Source organism: Stenotrophomonas ginsengisoli, from assembly GCF_001431485.1.
Taxonomy (GTDB): Bacteria; Pseudomonadota; Gammaproteobacteria; order Xanthomonadales; family Xanthomonadaceae; genus Stenotrophomonas; species Stenotrophomonas ginsengisoli.
This window is the reverse complement of the sequence record NZ_LDJM01000003.1, coordinates 22449-37094: the sequence shown is the minus strand read 5'-3', so window position 1 is coordinate 37094 and position 14646 is coordinate 22449. Positions and strand designations below refer to the sequence as shown.

Sequence of the window (14646 nt, the reverse complement as noted above, 5' to 3'; positions counted from 1 at the left end):
GATTACCGCTAGGCCGCTCCCCTCTCAATGAAAAGCAGAATAGGCCAGCAGTGGAGCCGGACCAAGCGCAGCGGCGCTATGGTCCGGTCCCGGCATCAGTAACTCAGCCCAATGCCTTCTCCAGCTCCGGCAGGATCGCAAACAGATCCCCGACCAGGCCGATATCAGCGATCTCGAAGATCGGGGCGTCGGCGTCCTTGTTGATCGCCACGATGGTGCCGGCGTCCTTGATACCGGTCAGATGCTGGATGGCGCCACTGATGCCCACGGCCACGTACAGCTCCGGGGCAATGATCTTGCCGGTCTGGCCGACCTGCATGTCGCTGGGCACATAGCCGGCATCCACCGCGGCGCGCGAGGCGCCCACGCCGGCACCGAGCTTGTCGGCCAGCTTGTAGATCACCGCGAAGTTCTCGGCCGAACCGACGCCACGGCCACCGGAGACGACACGCTTGGCGCTCTGCAGGTCCGGGCGGTCGCTCTTGCCCTGGGTCAGGGACACAAAGCGGGTGTGGGTCGGCAGCACGGCATCAACGCTGATCGCTTCGATCGCGGCATTGCCACCGTCAGCTGCACTGGCCCAGGAGGCCGCACGCACGGTGGCCACCACGGTCTGGTCGGCCGGCGCCTTGACGGTGATGATGGCGTTGCCGGCGTAGATCGGGCGGGTGAAGGTGTGGGCGTCGACCACGCTCATCAGGTCGGAAACCTGGTTGACGCCCAGCAGGGCGGCCACAGCCGGCATCAGATCCTTGCCGGTGGTGGTGGAGGCGCCGAACACATGGCTGTAACCGGCCGCCGCCTTGGCGATCTGCGGCGCCAGCACCTGGGCGATGGCGTTGTCGTTGGCGGCATTGGCGATGCTCAGCACGCGGCTGACACCGGCAATCTGTGCGGCCTGGGCGGCAACGGCTGCCGGGTCGGCGGCCAGTACCAGAACGTCGATCTCGCCACCCACCGCAGCGGCGGCAGTGACGGTCTTGGCCACGGCAGCATTGAGCTGGCCGTTCAAGTGTTCGGCAATGACAAGAATCTTGGCCATTACAACAACCCCTTCTGCTTCAGTGCGGCAACCAGCCCGGCGGCATCATTGACCATCACGCCCTTGGAGCGCTTGGCCGGTGCGGCGTAATGGGTGGTGGTGAAGGTATCGGCGGCTTCCACGCCCAGATCGGCCAGCTGCAGGGTCTCCAGCGGCTTGGACTTGGCCTTCATGATGTCGGGCAGCTTGATGAAGCGCGGCTCGTTCAGGCGCAGGTCGGTGGTGATCACTGCCGGCAGGTCCACTTCCAGCACTTCCAGGCCGGCGTCCACCTCACGGGTGACCGTGGCCTTGCCGTCGGCAATCTCGACCTTGGAGGCAAAGGTGGCCTGCGGGCGGCCCCAGAGTGTGGCCAGCATCTGGCCGGTCTGGTTGGCGTCGTCATCAATGGCCTGCTTGCCCAGCAGCACGATGTCCGGCTGTTCGGCTTCCACAAGCTTGAGCAGGGTGCGGGCAGCGGTCAGCGGCTGGATCGCCGCATCGGTGACCACGTGGATGGCGCGGTTGGCACCCATGGCCAGGCCGTTGCGCAGGTGGGCCTGGGCATCGGCCGGGGCAATCGTGGCCACGACCACTTCGCTGGCGATACCGGCATCGCGCAGGCGCAGGGCCTCTTCCAGTGCGATTTCATCGAACGGGTTGGGCGAGAGCTTGACGCCATCAGTGACCACGCCGGAGTTGTCCGGCTTGACCTGGATACGGACGTTGTAGTCCACAACGCGCTTGTACGCGACGAGGATTTTCATCAGGAACGGCATCCTTCTTTGCGGGTTGCCCGGGCTACAGGGCCCGGTGGAGGAGGTTGATTCTAGCCTGCACGCATGTTCCATGCGACACCGTATGGATAGACAATTGGCATTGGCCTGCACGCGGATGATATCAAATGTCCGGACAAATAGAGGGGCAGCGTCCGTGATGTGCGGTGCGCAGCGCCTCCCTCCGCTATCCTATTGATCCATTGCGCCTTGGAATGGGCGCCTTCACAGTGAGTGAGTACATGAAAACCTGGGTAGTGACTGGTGGTGCCGGCTTCATCGGCGGCAATTTCGTCCTGGAAGCGGTTGCGCGCGGTGTGCGTGTGGTCAACCTGGATGCGCTGACCTACGCCGGCAACCTGAAGACCCTGGCATCGCTGGAAGGCAATCCGGACCACGTGTTCGTGCACGGTGACATCGGTGACCGTGAACTGGTGGCGCGCCTGCTGGCCGAGCATCAGCCCGAGGCGGTGCTCAATTTCGCTGCCGAAAGCCATGTCGACCGCTCCATTGATGGTCCGGGCGCTTTCATCCAGACCAATGTGGTCGGCACGCTTGGCCTGCTCGAAGCCGTACGTGATTACTGGAAGGGTTTGCCGGCAGACAGGGCGCAGGCCTTCCGCTTCCTGCATGTGTCCACCGACGAGGTCTACGGAACCCTGGGCGAGACCGGCAAGTTCACCGAAACCACGCCGTATGCGCCCAATTCCCCCTATTCGGCCTCCAAGGCCGCTTCGGACCATCTGGTCCGTGCTTTTCACCATACCTATGGCCTGCCGGTACTGACCACCAACTGCTCCAACAACTACGGTCCGTATCACTTCCCGGAGAAATTGATCCCGCTGGTGATTGCCAAGGCCCTGGCCGGCGAGCCGCTGCCGGTGTACGGCGATGGCAAGCAGGTGCGTGACTGGCTTTTCGTTACTGACCATTGCGAGGCGATCCGCACCGTACTGGCCAAGGGCAAGGTGGGCGAAACCTACAATGTCGGCGGCAATGCCGAGAAGCAGAACATCGAAGTGGTGCAGGCCATCTGCGCGCTGTTGGACGAGCGCCGTCCGCGTGCCGATGGCCAGCCGCGTACCAGCCAGATCACCTATGTAACGGACCGCCCGGGGCACGACCGCCGTTATGCCATCGATGCCTCCAAGCTGCGTGATGAGCTGGGCTGGCAACCGGCCTGGACCTTCGAGCAGGGTATTGCCTTTACCGTGGATTGGTACCTGGGCAATCAGGAATGGGTCAATGGCGTGCTGGACGGCAGCTACCGTCTGCAGCGTATCGGCACCGAGGCCTGAGGAGTAGACATGAGCAAGCGCAAGGGCATCATTCTGGCCGGTGGTTCCGGCACCCGGCTCTATCCGATCACCAAGGGCGTCAGCAAGCAGCTGCTGCCGATCTATGACAAGCCGATGATCTATTACCCGCTCAGCGTGCTGATGCTGGCGGGCATCCGTGAGGTGTTGATCATCAATACCCCGCACGAACAGGCGTTGTTCCAAGCCTTGCTGGGTGATGGCTCGCAGTGGGGCATGGACATCCAGTACGCGGTACAGCCCAGCCCGGATGGCCTTGCCCAGGCCTACCTGATCGGCCGCGAGTTCCTGGCCGGGCAGCCGAGCTGTCTGGTGCTGGGAGACAACATCTTCCATGGACATGGTCTGACCGAGCTGCTGGCCCAGGCTGATGCACGTGAGGATGGAGCCACCGTATTCGGTTATTGGGTCAACGACCCGGAGCGTTACGGCGTGGCCGAATTCGACGCGACTGGCCGAGTGGTGGGCTTGGTCGAAAAACCGGAAAAGCCGCGCTCCAACTATGCGGTGACCGGGCTGTACTTCTATGACGGCAAGGCCAGTGATTACGCAGCCGAGCTCAAGCCGTCGCCGCGTGGCGAATTGGAAATCACCGATCTCAACCGCCGTTATCTGGAGGAGGGCAAGCTGCATCTGGAGCAGCTTGGCCGTGGCCATGCCTGGCTGGACACCGGCACCCATGCTTCCCTGCTGGAGGCTTCCAACTTCATCGGCACCATCCAGACTCGTCAGGGCCTGCAGGTCTGCTGCCCGGAAGAAATTGCCTTCAACAATGGCTGGATCAATGCCGAGCAGGTGCTTGCGCTGGCAGCGCCGCTGAGCAAGAACGGTTATGGCCAGTACCTGCAGGCACTGGTACGTCGTGGTGAAACGGTATGAAGGTCATCCAGACCGGACTGCCGGGTTGTGTGGTGCTCGAGCCGGCCGTGTTCGGCGATGCACGCGGTTTCTTCATGGAAACCTGGAATGCCCAGCGCTTCGGTGAACTGGGCCTGCCGGACCGTTTCGTGCAATCCAACGTGTCCTCTTCATCCCAGGGCGTATTGCGCGGCCTGCACTACCAGTGGCCGCATCCGCAGGGCAAGCTGGTCAGCGTGCTGGAAGGTGAGGTGTATGACGTGGCGGTGGACATCCGTCGTGGCTCGCCGACCTTTGGCCGCCACGAGGCGGTGATCCTGTCGGCCGACAACAAGCGCCAGTTCTGGATTCCGGAAGGCTTTGCCCACGGTTTTGTGGTGCTCAGTGAGCGCGCACTTTTCAGTTATCTGTGCACCGATGTGTACCGCCCGGAGTTTGATGCCAATGTGGCCTGGAACGATGCGTCCATCGCCATCGACTGGCCGGTAGCCGCGCCACAGCTCTCGGGCAAGGATGAGAAGGCTCCATTCCTGGCCGATATCCCCGAAGAGCGCCTGCCGGTGTACACCCCATGAGCATCCTGTTGTTCGGTGGCAATGGCCAGGTCGGTACCGAGATCCGCAAGTTGTTCGGGGATTCGCCGGATCTGGTGGTAACCACCCGCAGCGGCATGATCGATGGCCGCCAATGCGAAGCGGCCGATTTTGACCGGCCGCAGGCGGTGAAATCGGTGCTGGAGCGTGTGCAGCCAACGCTGGTCATCAACGCTGCGGCCTACACCGCAGTGGATGCGGCCGAGAACGATGCCGAGGCCGCCTGGCGGGCCAATGCCGAAGCTCCTGCGCAGATTGCCGGCTGGTGCGCTGCCCAGGGTGTGCCGCTGGTGCATTACTCCACCGATTACGTATTCGATGGTCAGGGCAGCACGCCCTACGGCGAGGATGCCGCGACCGCCCCGCTGGGGGTGTACGGGCAGAGCAAGCGTGCAGGTGAAGAAGCGATCGTGGCTTCCGGTGCGCCGTACCTGATCTTCCGTACGGCCTGGGTGTATGCCAGCCATGGCAAGAACTTCCTGCGCACGATGCTGCGTCTTGGTGCCGAGCGTGAACAGCTGGGCGTGGTCGCCGATCAGTTCGGCAGCCCGACCTCGGCGGCCTTGATCGCACGCACCACTCTGGCGGTGCTGCAGTCCGGCGAACTGCAATCGGGGATCTGGCATCTGACCGCCAGTGGGCAGACCAGCTGGCATGGGTTTGCCCAGGCCATCTTCGCCCAGGCCCATGCACAGGGGCTGTTGGCCAGCAAACCGCAGATTGATGCGATCAGTACGGCTGATTATCCGACGCCGGCCCAGCGCCCGGCCTGGTCGGTGCTGGACAACCGCAAGCTGCAGCAGGATTTTTCCATCACCCTGCCGGACTGGGAGCAGGAGCTGGCGGCGGTACTGGGTCAGATGAGCGTGACAGGCAAGGCCTGAAGGCGGTTGCCTGTTAGCGGAAAGCCCCGGCTTTGCCGGGGCTTTTGCGTTGTTCAGTCCTTGCCGAACAGGTCGCGGGTGTAGACCTTGTCCACCACATCGCTGATGTCATCGGTGATGCGGTTGGCCACGATCACATCGCTGACAGCCTTGAACTGGGCCAGGTCGTTGATCACGCGCGAGTTGAAGAAGTCCGCCTGTTGCAGCACGGGCTCGTACACCACCACCTCGATGCCCTTGGCCTTCAGGCGTTTCATCACCCCCTGGATGGAAGAGGCGCGGAAGTTGTCCGAGCCGGCTTTCATGATCAGGCGGTAGATGCCCACTACCTTTGGTTGGCGGCGCAGGATCTGGTCGGCGATGAAGTCCTTGCGGGTGGCATTGGAGGAGACGATCGCGGCGATCAGGTTCTGCGGCACATCGCGGTAATTGGCCAGCAGCTGCTTGGTGTCCTTGGGCAGGCAATAGCCGCCATAGCCAAAGGAAGGGTTGTTGTAGTGCTTGCCGATACGAGGGTCCAGGCCGACGCCATCGATGATCGCCCGTGTATCCAGGCCCAGGGTCTGGGCATAGGAATCCAGCTCGTTGAAGTAGGCCACGCGCATGGCCAGATAGGTGTTGGCGAACAGCTTGATCGCCTCGGCTTCGGTGGAATCGGTGAACAGCACCGGGACATCGGTATCCACGGCACCCTGCTGAAACAGCGCGGCGATCTTTTCGGCGCGTTCGGAACGCTCGCCGATGATGATCCGGCTCGGGTGCAGGTTGTCGTACAGGGCACGGCCTTCGCGCAGGAATTCCGGGGCGAAGATGATGTTGTCCGTGCCCAGCTGCTCGCGCAGGCCACGGGTGAAGCCGACCGGGACAGTGGATTTGATCAGCAGGGTGGCGACAGGATTGATCGCCATGACCTGGGCGGCCACCGACTCCACACTGCGGGTGTTGAAGTAGTTGGTCTGCTCGTCGTAATCGGTCGGGGTGGCGATGATGACCAGATCCGCATCGGCACAAGCCGCCGCGGTATCGGTGGTCGCCTGCAGCTGCAACGGCTTGTGCGCCAGGTACTGGCTGATCTCGGCATCCTCGATCGGCGAGGTGCGCTGCTGGATCAGTGCCACCTTGCCGGCATCGATATCCACCGCGGTGACACGGTTGTGCTGTGCCAGCAGGATGGCATTGGAGAGCCCGACGTATCCGGTGCCAACGACGACGATGTTCATGCTTCAACTCATGGCTGTGCGCACACAGGGTGCGCGTGGGGCGGGCCTGAAGACTCAGGCGCGGCCGTAGGTGTCTTCGAAACGGACGATGTCGTCCTCGCCCAAGTAGCTGCCGGACTGCACTTCGATCAGTTCCAGAGGCAGCTTGCCCGGATTGCGCAGGCGGTGGGTCACCCCCAGCGGAATGTAGGTGCTCTGGTTCTCTGTGAGCAGCAGGATCTCATCGCCACGGGTGACTTCTGCGGTGCCGCTGACCACGATCCAGTGCTCGGCGCGGTGGTGGTGCATCTGCAGGCTCAACGTCCCTCCGGGCTTGACCGTGATTCGCTTGACCTGGAAACGCTCCCCATGGTCGATCGAATCGTAGGCACCCCACGGGCGGTAGACCTTGCGGTGCCAGCTGGCTTCCGGGCGGCCATCGGCCTTGAGCCGGGCCACCACGTCCTTGACCTGCTGCACGCGGTCGGCATCGGCGACCAGCACGGCATCGTCGGTTTCCACCACGATGATGTTGTCCAGCCCGACCATGGCCACCAGGCGCTCGCCATAGGCATAGCTGTTGCGGCAGTCGATGGCGATCACATCACCGCGGGTGGCATTGCCATCGGCATCACGCGGCGAGACATCGCGCAGCGCCGACCACGAACCGACATCATTCCAGCCGGCATCCAACGGGATGACCACCGCGTCGCTGGTTTTTTCCATCACCGCATAGTCGATCGAGTCGCTGGGGATGGCGGAGAAGGCGTCCTTGTCCAGGCGGGTGAAGTCGGCATCGCGTACCGCTCCGGCGAAGGCCAGCCGGCAGCCGTCGGCCATGTCCGGGGCAAAGCGCTGCAGCTGCTCGAGATAGCGCGAGGCGCGCAGCAGGAACATGCCGCTGTTCCAGTAGTAGTCGCCACTGGCCACATAGCCTTGGGCGGTGGCCAGGTCGGGCTTTTCGACGAAACGCTCGACCGGGCGCACGGTGTCGCTGCCGCTGGCCTTGATGTAGCCGTAGCCGGTTTCCGGGCCGGTGGGCACGATGCCGAAGGTCACCAGCTTGCCGGCTGCGGCGGCCGGTGCGGCGGCCTGCACGGCGGTATGGAAGGCGGCTTCGTCGGTGATCACGTGGTCAGAGGCCAGTACCAGCAGCAGCGGGTCGCTGCCGTCGGCAATGGCTTCCAGCGCGGCCACCGCAATGGCCGGTGCCGTATTGCGCCCGATCGGTTCGAGCAGGATGGCCTGCGGTTGCACGCCGACCTGCAGCAGCTGCTCGGCCGCGACAAAGCGATGAGCCTCATTGGCGACCACGATCGGGGCCTGCGAGGCGACGGCAGCGACCCGCTCCCAGGTAGCCTGGAGCATGGTTTTGTCACCGGCCAAAGGCAGGAACTGTTTGGGATAGGCTTCGCGCGAAAGTGGCCAGAGGCGGGTGCCGGAGCCGCCGGACAGGATGACCGGGAGGATGGGCTGCATGGAAGTTCTCCTGTTTCAGGCGCCCAGCAATTGCTGGATCTGGGCCGTGCGTGCGTGCATCAGGGCCGCATCGCCACGGGCCTCGACATTCAAGCGCAGCAAGGGTTCGGTATTGGAGCTGCGCAGGCTGAAGCGCCAGTCACCGAAATCGGCGCTGATGCCATCGGTTCGGTCAACGACCGGCTGCAGCGGGGCAAAGGTGTCCATGACACGGGTGATGGAGGCGGCTGCATCATCGACGCGGAAGTTGATCTCGCCGCTGCACGGATAGGCGGCCATGCGTGCTTCCACCAGTTCAGCCAGGGATTGGCCGCTGCTGCTGACCAGGTTGGCGATCAACAGCCACGGGATCATGCCCGAGTCACAGTAGGCAAAGTCGCGGAAATAATGGTGTGCGCTCATCTCGCCGCCATAGATGGCGTTCTCTGCACGCATGCGCTCCTTGATGAAGGCATGCCCGGTTTTGCTCTGGATCGGTTCACCGCCCAGGGCCGTGACCATCTCCACGGTGTTCCAGGTCAGGCGTGGGTCGTGGATGACCTTGCCGCCGGGCTCCTTGGCCAGCAGGGTCACCGCGAGCAGGCCGACCAGGTAGTAGCCCTCGATGAAGCGGCCGGTGTGGTCGAAGAAGAAGCAGCGGTCAAAGTCACCGTCCCAGGCGATGCCGAAATCCGCCCCGTGCTCGATTACCGCCTGGGCGGTGGCCTGGCGGTTCCCGGGCAGCAGCGGGTTGGGGATGCCGCTGGGGAAGCTGCCGTCCGGCTCGTGTTGCAGACGAATGAATTCAAACGGCAGGTGGGGGGCGAGCAGGTCAATGATCGAGCCGGCGCCGCCGTTGCCGGCATTGGTGACGATCTTCAGCGGCTTGAGCCGGCTGATGTCCACATACCCGAGCAAATGGGCGATGTAGGCGGACTTGTCGGTATGCAGCTGCATCGGGGCAGGGCCCGGGATCACCGGTGCCGACATCGTCAGCGCCTGGTCGCGGATGTCGAACAGGCCGGTATCGCCGCTGATCGGGCGGGCGCCTTCGCGCACCAGCTTCATGCCGTTGTAATCCATCGGGTTGTGGCTGGCGGTCACCATCACCCCACCGGCAGCGTGCAGGTGGGCACTCTGGAAATAGATCTCTTCTGTTCCGCACAGGCCAATGTCGATCACCTCACGTCCAGCAGCATGCAGGCCATCGGCCAAGGCCTGCTGCAGTTGCGGGCTGCTAAGGCGGACGTCACGTCCCAGCACCACCGGGCCCGGGCCCAGCTGAGCAGCCAAGGCAACGCCGATGCGGGTGGCCAGGTCGGTGTTGAGCTGGTCCGGGACGCGGCCTCGGATGTCATAGGCCTTGAACGCAGGGTGATTCATGCACAGTCACTTTGGGATCGCAGGGATCAAGTGTAGCCCGCGCAAGCTTTACCACGGCGTGGACGAGTGGACGAAAGTACAGCGTCAGGCTTTGCCTGGCATGGCTAGAATCGCACTACAACCCTTTACCGAGTACGGCTCATGACCGATGCTGCTGCCGCTCCTGCCCTGGGCAAGGGCAAGCTCTATCCTGACGCTGCCACCGCGCTGGCTGACCTGGTGGCCGATGGCCAGACCCTGGCCGTGGGTGGTTTCGGCCTCTGCGGCATCCCCGAGGCCTTGATTGCAGCCCTGCGTGATACCGGCGTGTCCGGCCTGACCGCCATCTCCAACAATGCCGGTGTGGATGGCTTCGGCCTGGGCCAGCTGCTGGCCACCCGCCAGATCAGGAAGATGATTTCGTCCTATGTGGGCGAGAACAAGGAGTTCGAGCGCCAGTACCTGTCCGGTGAGCTGGAGCTGGAGTTCAATCCGCAGGGCACCCTGGCCGAGCGCCTGCGCGCCGGCGGTGCCGGCATTCCGGCCTTCTTCACCGCCACCGGCTACGGCACCATCGTGGCCGAGGGCAAGGAAACCCGCCAGTTCGACGGCAAGCACTACGTGCTGGAAACTGCCCTGCGCGCCGACGTTTCCTTGGTCAAGGCATGGAAGGCCGACAAGGCCGGCAACCTGGTGTTCCGCAAGACCGCCCGCAACTTCAACCCGGCCTGTGCGATGGCCGGCAAGGTCTGCGTGGTCGAGGTCGAGGAGCTGGTCGAGGTGGGAGCGATCGATCCGGATCAGGTCCACCTGCCGGGTATCTACGTACACCGCATCGTGGTCAACGCGACCCCGGAAAAGCGGATCGAACAGCGCACCGTGCGTGCGGAGGGCAAATAATCATGGCGTGGACGCGTGACGAAATGGCCGCCCGTGCGGCCCGTGAACTGACCGATGGTGCCTACGTCAATCTGGGTATCGGCCTGCCGACCCTGGTGGCCAACCACATTCCCGAGGGCATGGACGTCTGGTTGCAGAGCGAGAACGGCCTGCTCGGCATCGGCCCGTTCCCGGGCGAGGATGAGGTGGACGCTGATCTGATCAATGCCGGCAAGCAGACCGTCACCGCGCGTGCCGGCGCCAGCTACTTCGGCAGCCATGACAGCTTTGCGATGATCCGTGGCGGCCACATCAACCTGGCCATCCTCGGCGCGATGCAGGTCACCGACAAGGGCGATATCGCCAACTGGATGGTGCCGGGCAAGATGGTCAAGGGCATGGGTGGGGCCATGGACCTGGTGGCCGGCGTACAGCGCGTGGTCGTACTGATGGAACACACCGCCAAGAACGGGGAGCACAAGATCCTGCCGGCCTGCACCCTGCCGCTGACCGGTGTGGGAGTGGTCAACCGCATCATCACTGACCTGGCCGTGTTCGATGTCACTGCCGATGGCTTGGTACTGCTGGAAATGGCACCGGGCATGACCCAGGAACAACTGCAGGGCCTGACCGGCGTGGACTTCTCGGTGGCTTGAAATCGCAGCGTGTGGCCAACAAAAAATGCAGGCATTGCCTGCATTTTTTGTTTCTTTCGATGGTTTACGGGGTTGCCGTTGACTGCGCGCGCTGCCCGTTGGCAAGGCTCCAGCCGGCAATGTCGCGGCTGATCCGGCCCAGTGCCTGCTCGAAGGCGGGCACCACCACGGCCAGTTCGGTGCCGTCGGCGGGGATGGCCTGGCGGAAGGTCTGGCTGGCCACCACCTTCTGGCTCTGGCTGTGCAGCAGCTTGGCGCTGACCTCGATGGTCGCGGTGGGCATGGTTTGGCCGGCGTAGTCGGCTTCGAAGCGGCGGATGTCCATCATCAGCCGGTAATCGGCGCGCAGGCCACTGCTCAGGCGGCCCACGCCCGGGGCCTTGCCCGAATCTTCCAGCACGCGCAGCACACTGGTTTCCAGCAGGTCGGTGGCCGGCATCGACCAGGTCGCACCGCGGTAGACCTGGAGCTCCTGCGGCTGCGGCCGTACGGCGATGCGCGGGCTGTCGAGCATGCGTTCGGCCGAGGGCTTGGCAATGCCCAGCTGCCAGCTCACCTGCGGCCACTGGGCGCTGGCCTGGCTGTCGCTGGCCGGCAGCGGGGTGTAGATGGTGATGTGGCGCGGCTTGCCGCCGCCGAGCAGGGAGCAGGCGCCGAGCAGCAGCGGCAATGACAGGGCCAGCAGGCGGGCAGGGGTGTTCATTGCGGTTCAAACTCCTTCGGGGACTCGCGGCCGAGCAGGTAGCCGGTCGGGTTGTTCTCCAGCCGCTCGCTGACCTGACGCAGGTCACCGATCAGGCCACGCAGTTCGGTCAGGGTCGGGCCGAGCTGGCCCAGGCCCTCGTTGGCGAAGCTGTTGATCGCCGCGCGGTTCTCGCCAAGGATGCCTTCGGCATTGCCGGCCGCGGCATCGAGCTTGGTCAGGGTGGTGTCCAGCTTGTCCAGGATCGGCGGCAGCTGCTGCACCAGGTTGCGATCCAGGCGGCCGATCGCACCATTGGTGGTGTCCAGGGTGGTTTCCAGCTTGCGCGCGGCATCACGTGCGCTCAGCAGCAGGGCCTGGGTGCCCTCGTCACGGCTGGCCATGCCGCCGCTGATGGTTTCCAGATGTTGCAGGGTGGCGGTGATGCTGGCCACGTTGGCATCGGAGAGGATTTCATCCATGCGCTCGACGATGCGGTTGGCGGTGTCGGAGATGTTCTGCAGCGCCGAAGGTGCAGTGGCGATATGCGGCACGGCCTCGTTGCTGCTGTCCACCAGGCGGGCGGCCTGCGGGCTGCCACCGGTGAGCTGGATGATCGGCGGCCCGGTCAGGCTGCTGATGGCCAGTTTGGCCTGGGTATCGGTCTTGACCGGGGTGGTGGCATTCAGGCGCAGCTGGGCGATGACCTTGCGCGGGTCGGTCGGGTCCAGGTCCAGGTCGGTGATCGAGCCGACCGCAATGCCGTTGTACTGCACCGGGCTGCCCACGCTCAGGCCGGTCACCGCCTCGGTGAACACCACCCGGTACTGCTGGAAGTGGCGCTCGGAGGAGAACTTGGCTGCCCACAGGCCGAAGCCGAGCAGGCCCAGGCTGATCAACAGGGTGAAGGCACCGATCAAGACGTAATTGGCACGGGTTTCCATAATCAATCCTTCCTCTGCGCGGCCTGCTGCGCGGCACGCGCACGCGGGCCATGGAAATAGTCCTGCACCCAGGGGTGGTCGAGCTGCTCGATCTGGCGCAGCGGGGCACAGGCGATCACGCGCTTGTCGGCCAGCACGGCAACCCGGTTGCAGATCGCATACAGCGTATCCAGGTCATGGGTGATGATGACCACGGTCAGGCCCAGGGCCTGTTGCAGGGTCAGGATCAGCTGATCGAAGGCGGCCGCACCGATCGGGTCCAGCCCGGCGGTGGGTTCGTCCAGGAACAGCAGGGGCGGATCCAGGGCCAGGGCGCGGGCCAGCCCGGCACGTTTGCGCATGCCGCCGGACAACTGCGAGGGCAGCTTGTAGATGGCATCGGCCGGCAGCCCGGCCAGCTTCACCTTGAGCAGGGCCAGCTCGTAGAGCCAGCGCTCGGATAGCCCCGGCTGGTGTTCCTTCAGCGGCACCTGCACGTTCTCGCCCACGGTCAGCGAGGAGAACAGGGCCCCGTCCTGGAACAGGATGCCGGTATTGCGCTGCACATGCTGCGGGTCATCGCCGGGGCCGGGGGGCACACTGACCCCGAGCACCTGGATCTGTCCGGCATCGGGCTGGCGCAGGCCGACGATGCTGCGCATCAGCACCGACTTGCCGGTGCCCGAGCCGCCGACGATGCCGAGGATCTCGCCGCGGCGCACGTCCAGGTCCAGGCCGTCGTGCACGGTCTGCGCGCCGAAGCGGTTGACCAGCCCGCGCACGCGGACCACCAGCTCGCCGGTGCCGGCGTCGGGTGCCGGGAGGTCAGCAGCGGATGCGCCCGTGCTCATCTCACCAGTCCATCTGCATGAACCAGATCGCCGCGAACGCGTCGATCACGATCACCAGCGAGATCGCCTGCACCACCGAGGCGGTGGTGCGCTCGCCGACCGACTGCGCGGTACCGGTGACCTTCAGCCCCTCCAGGCAACCGATCAGGGCGATCACCACCGCAAACACCGGGGCCTTGGCCAGGCCGACCAGCAGATGGCGCAGTTCGATGGTGTCGTGCATGCGCGCCAGGTACATCTGTGGCGGGATGTCCAGCGCATAGGCGCCTACGGTGACGCCACCGGCCAGGCCGGCGATCATCGCGATGAAGGTCAGGAGCGGCAGCATCACCAGCATGGCGATCAGCCGTGGCAGGACCAGCAGGTCGATCACATCCAGGCCCAGCGCACGCATGGCATCGATTTCCTCGCGCGACTGCATGGCCCCGATCTGCGCGGTGAAGGCACTGGCGGTACGCCCGGCCAGCACGATGGCGGTCAGCAGCACGCCGAATTCGCGCAGGAAGGCAATGTTGACCAGCTCGACAACGAAGATCTCGGCGCCGAAGTCGCGCAGGATGGTCGAGCCGAGGAAGGCCACCACCGCGCCGACCAGAAACGACAGCAAGGCAATCAAGGGGACCGCATCCAGCCCCACCTGTTCCATCTGCGCGACCGTGGCGGTGAGACGGAAGCGTCTGGGCTGCCGTGTCAGACGACCCAGCTTGACCAGGTTTTCGCCCAGAAAACCGACCAGGGCGACCACATCCTGCGCACTGCCATGCACGGCCTTGCCCAGACGCGCCAATGCGGCATCCAGGCCATAACTGCGGCCGCGGCTGGGGCGGTCATCGGCCACTTCCTCGATGGTGCACAGCAGGGCCTGGTGGTTGGGCGCCACCAGCAGCTGGCTGGCCTGCAGGCCGTGGGCATCAAGAAGATGCAGCAGTTGCAGCACGCCGGCCGAATCCAGCGCGCCGACCTGGCGGGCGTCGATCCGTTGGATCGGTGCGGCGACGGCGTCGCTGGTGCGCTGCATGTCGCCGGCATTGCCCAGTACCCAGCGCCCGCGCAGATGCAGCGTGCCGGCGGCATCGAGTTCAGCATGGGGTGGCAGATGGGCGGCAGGTTCGGTCACCGTGCAAGCATAGCCGCAGTTTGTGCGCCAGACAGGTGAAGCATGAGCCCTGTGTGCGGGATAATCGCGCC

15 protein-coding genes are annotated in these 14646 nt (G+C 64.5%); 6 read left to right on the top strand and 9 right to left on the bottom strand.

What is annotated here, in order from left to right; translation table 11 throughout:
• Nucleotides 1-103: 103 nt before the first annotated feature.
• Both ABB30_RS00665 and ABB30_RS00660 read right to left on the bottom strand, forming a co-directional pair.
• Entirely contained in the window at nucleotides 104-1042 is a 939-nt protein-coding gene (locus ABB30_RS00665; protein WP_057636316.1) for an electron transfer flavoprotein subunit alpha/FixB family protein, read from the bottom strand.
• Nucleotides 1042-1788 carry an electron transfer flavoprotein subunit beta/FixA family protein gene (locus tag ABB30_RS00660; RefSeq protein ID WP_057636351.1) on the bottom strand — a complete coding sequence of 249 codons (747 nt, stop codon included), beginning with the start codon at nucleotides 1786-1788 and terminating at the stop codon, nucleotides 1042-1044. Before ABB30_RS00660 ends, ABB30_RS00665 begins: the two co-directional genes overlap by 1 nt.
• Before the next feature lie 251 nt (nucleotides 1789-2039).
• Here ABB30_RS00660 and rfbB point away from each other — a divergent pair, with 251 nt between their 5' ends.
• Genes rfbB through rfbD form a run of 4 tightly spaced genes read left to right on the top strand, consistent with a single transcriptional unit; the run spans nucleotide 2040 to nucleotide 5448 of the window.
• Nucleotides 2040-3095 carry a dTDP-glucose 4,6-dehydratase gene (gene rfbB / locus ABB30_RS00655; RefSeq protein ID WP_057636315.1) on the top strand — a complete coding sequence of 352 codons (1056 nt, stop codon included), beginning with the start codon at nucleotides 2040-2042 and terminating at the stop codon, nucleotides 3093-3095.
• A gap of 9 nt (nucleotides 3096-3104) precedes the next feature.
• Nucleotides 3105-3992 carry a glucose-1-phosphate thymidylyltransferase RfbA gene (gene rfbA, locus ABB30_RS00650; protein WP_057636314.1) on the top strand — a complete coding sequence of 296 codons (888 nt, stop codon included), beginning with the start codon at nucleotides 3105-3107 and terminating at the stop codon, nucleotides 3990-3992.
• Nucleotides 3989-4546, top strand: a complete 558-nt coding sequence (gene rfbC, locus ABB30_RS00645; protein ID WP_057636313.1) for a dTDP-4-dehydrorhamnose 3,5-epimerase — start codon at nucleotides 3989-3991, stop codon at nucleotides 4544-4546. Before rfbA ends, rfbC begins: the two co-directional genes overlap by 4 nt.
• Nucleotides 4543-5448 (top strand): dTDP-4-dehydrorhamnose reductase, encoded by a 906-nt coding sequence (gene rfbD, locus ABB30_RS00640; RefSeq protein ID WP_057636312.1) that lies wholly within the window; start codon nucleotides 4543-4545, stop codon nucleotides 5446-5448. The genes rfbC and rfbD overlap by 4 nt, the downstream gene beginning before the upstream one ends.
• A 53-nt stretch (nucleotides 5449-5501) precedes the next feature.
• Here the strand turns inward: rfbD and ABB30_RS00635 are convergent, their stop codons facing one another.
• Genes ABB30_RS00635 through ABB30_RS00625 form a run of 3 tightly spaced genes read right to left on the bottom strand, consistent with a single transcriptional unit; the run spans nucleotide 5502 to nucleotide 9488 of the window.
• On the bottom strand, nucleotides 5502-6668 hold the full coding sequence (locus ABB30_RS00635; RefSeq protein WP_057636311.1) for a nucleotide sugar dehydrogenase: 1167 nt from the start codon (nucleotides 6666-6668) through the stop codon (nucleotides 5502-5504).
• Between the two features lie 54 nt (nucleotides 6669-6722).
• Nucleotides 6723-8126 carry a mannose-1-phosphate guanylyltransferase/mannose-6-phosphate isomerase gene (locus tag ABB30_RS00630; protein ID WP_057636310.1) on the bottom strand — a complete coding sequence of 468 codons (1404 nt, stop codon included), beginning with the start codon at nucleotides 8124-8126 and terminating at the stop codon, nucleotides 6723-6725.
• A 15-nt stretch (nucleotides 8127-8141) separates the two neighbouring features.
• Entirely contained in the window at nucleotides 8142-9488 is a 1347-nt protein-coding gene (locus ABB30_RS00625) for a phosphohexomutase domain-containing protein (protein WP_057636309.1), read from the bottom strand.
• Nucleotides 9489-9629: 141 nt separating this feature from the next.
• Here ABB30_RS00625 and ABB30_RS00620 point away from each other — a divergent pair, with 141 nt between their 5' ends.
• Complete coding sequence (locus ABB30_RS00620; RefSeq protein ID WP_057636308.1) at nucleotides 9630-10367, top strand: CoA transferase subunit A; 738 nt, start codon at nucleotides 9630-9632, stop codon at nucleotides 10365-10367.
• A gap of 2 nt (nucleotides 10368-10369) precedes the next feature.
• Nucleotides 10370-11002: a CoA transferase subunit B gene (locus ABB30_RS00615; protein ID WP_057636307.1), complete on the top strand. Its 633-nt coding sequence runs from the start codon at nucleotides 10370-10372 to the stop codon at nucleotides 11000-11002.
• A 64-nt stretch (nucleotides 11003-11066) separates the two neighbouring features.
• Here the strand turns inward: ABB30_RS00615 and ABB30_RS00610 are convergent, their stop codons facing one another.
• Genes ABB30_RS00610 through ABB30_RS00595 form a run of 4 tightly spaced genes read right to left on the bottom strand, consistent with a single transcriptional unit; the run spans nucleotide 11067 to nucleotide 14575 of the window.
• A complete protein-coding gene (locus ABB30_RS00610; RefSeq protein ID WP_057636306.1) occupies nucleotides 11067-11705 on the bottom strand; it encodes an ABC-type transport auxiliary lipoprotein family protein in 639 nt (212 codons plus the stop codon).
• Nucleotides 11702-12628, bottom strand: coding sequence for an MlaD family protein (locus ABB30_RS00605; protein WP_057636305.1), 927 nt, complete (start codon nucleotides 12626-12628; stop codon nucleotides 11702-11704). The genes ABB30_RS00610 and ABB30_RS00605 overlap by 4 nt, the downstream gene beginning before the upstream one ends.
• Nucleotides 12629-12630: 2 nt before the next feature.
• On the bottom strand, nucleotides 12631-13458 hold the full coding sequence (locus ABB30_RS00600) for an ABC transporter ATP-binding protein (protein WP_057636304.1): 828 nt from the start codon (nucleotides 13456-13458) through the stop codon (nucleotides 12631-12633).
• A gap of 1 nt (nucleotide 13459) precedes the next feature.
• Nucleotides 13460-14575, bottom strand: coding sequence for an MlaE family ABC transporter permease (locus ABB30_RS00595; RefSeq protein WP_245626380.1), 1116 nt, complete (start codon nucleotides 14573-14575; stop codon nucleotides 13460-13462).
• Nucleotides 14576-14646 lie beyond the last annotated feature (71 nt).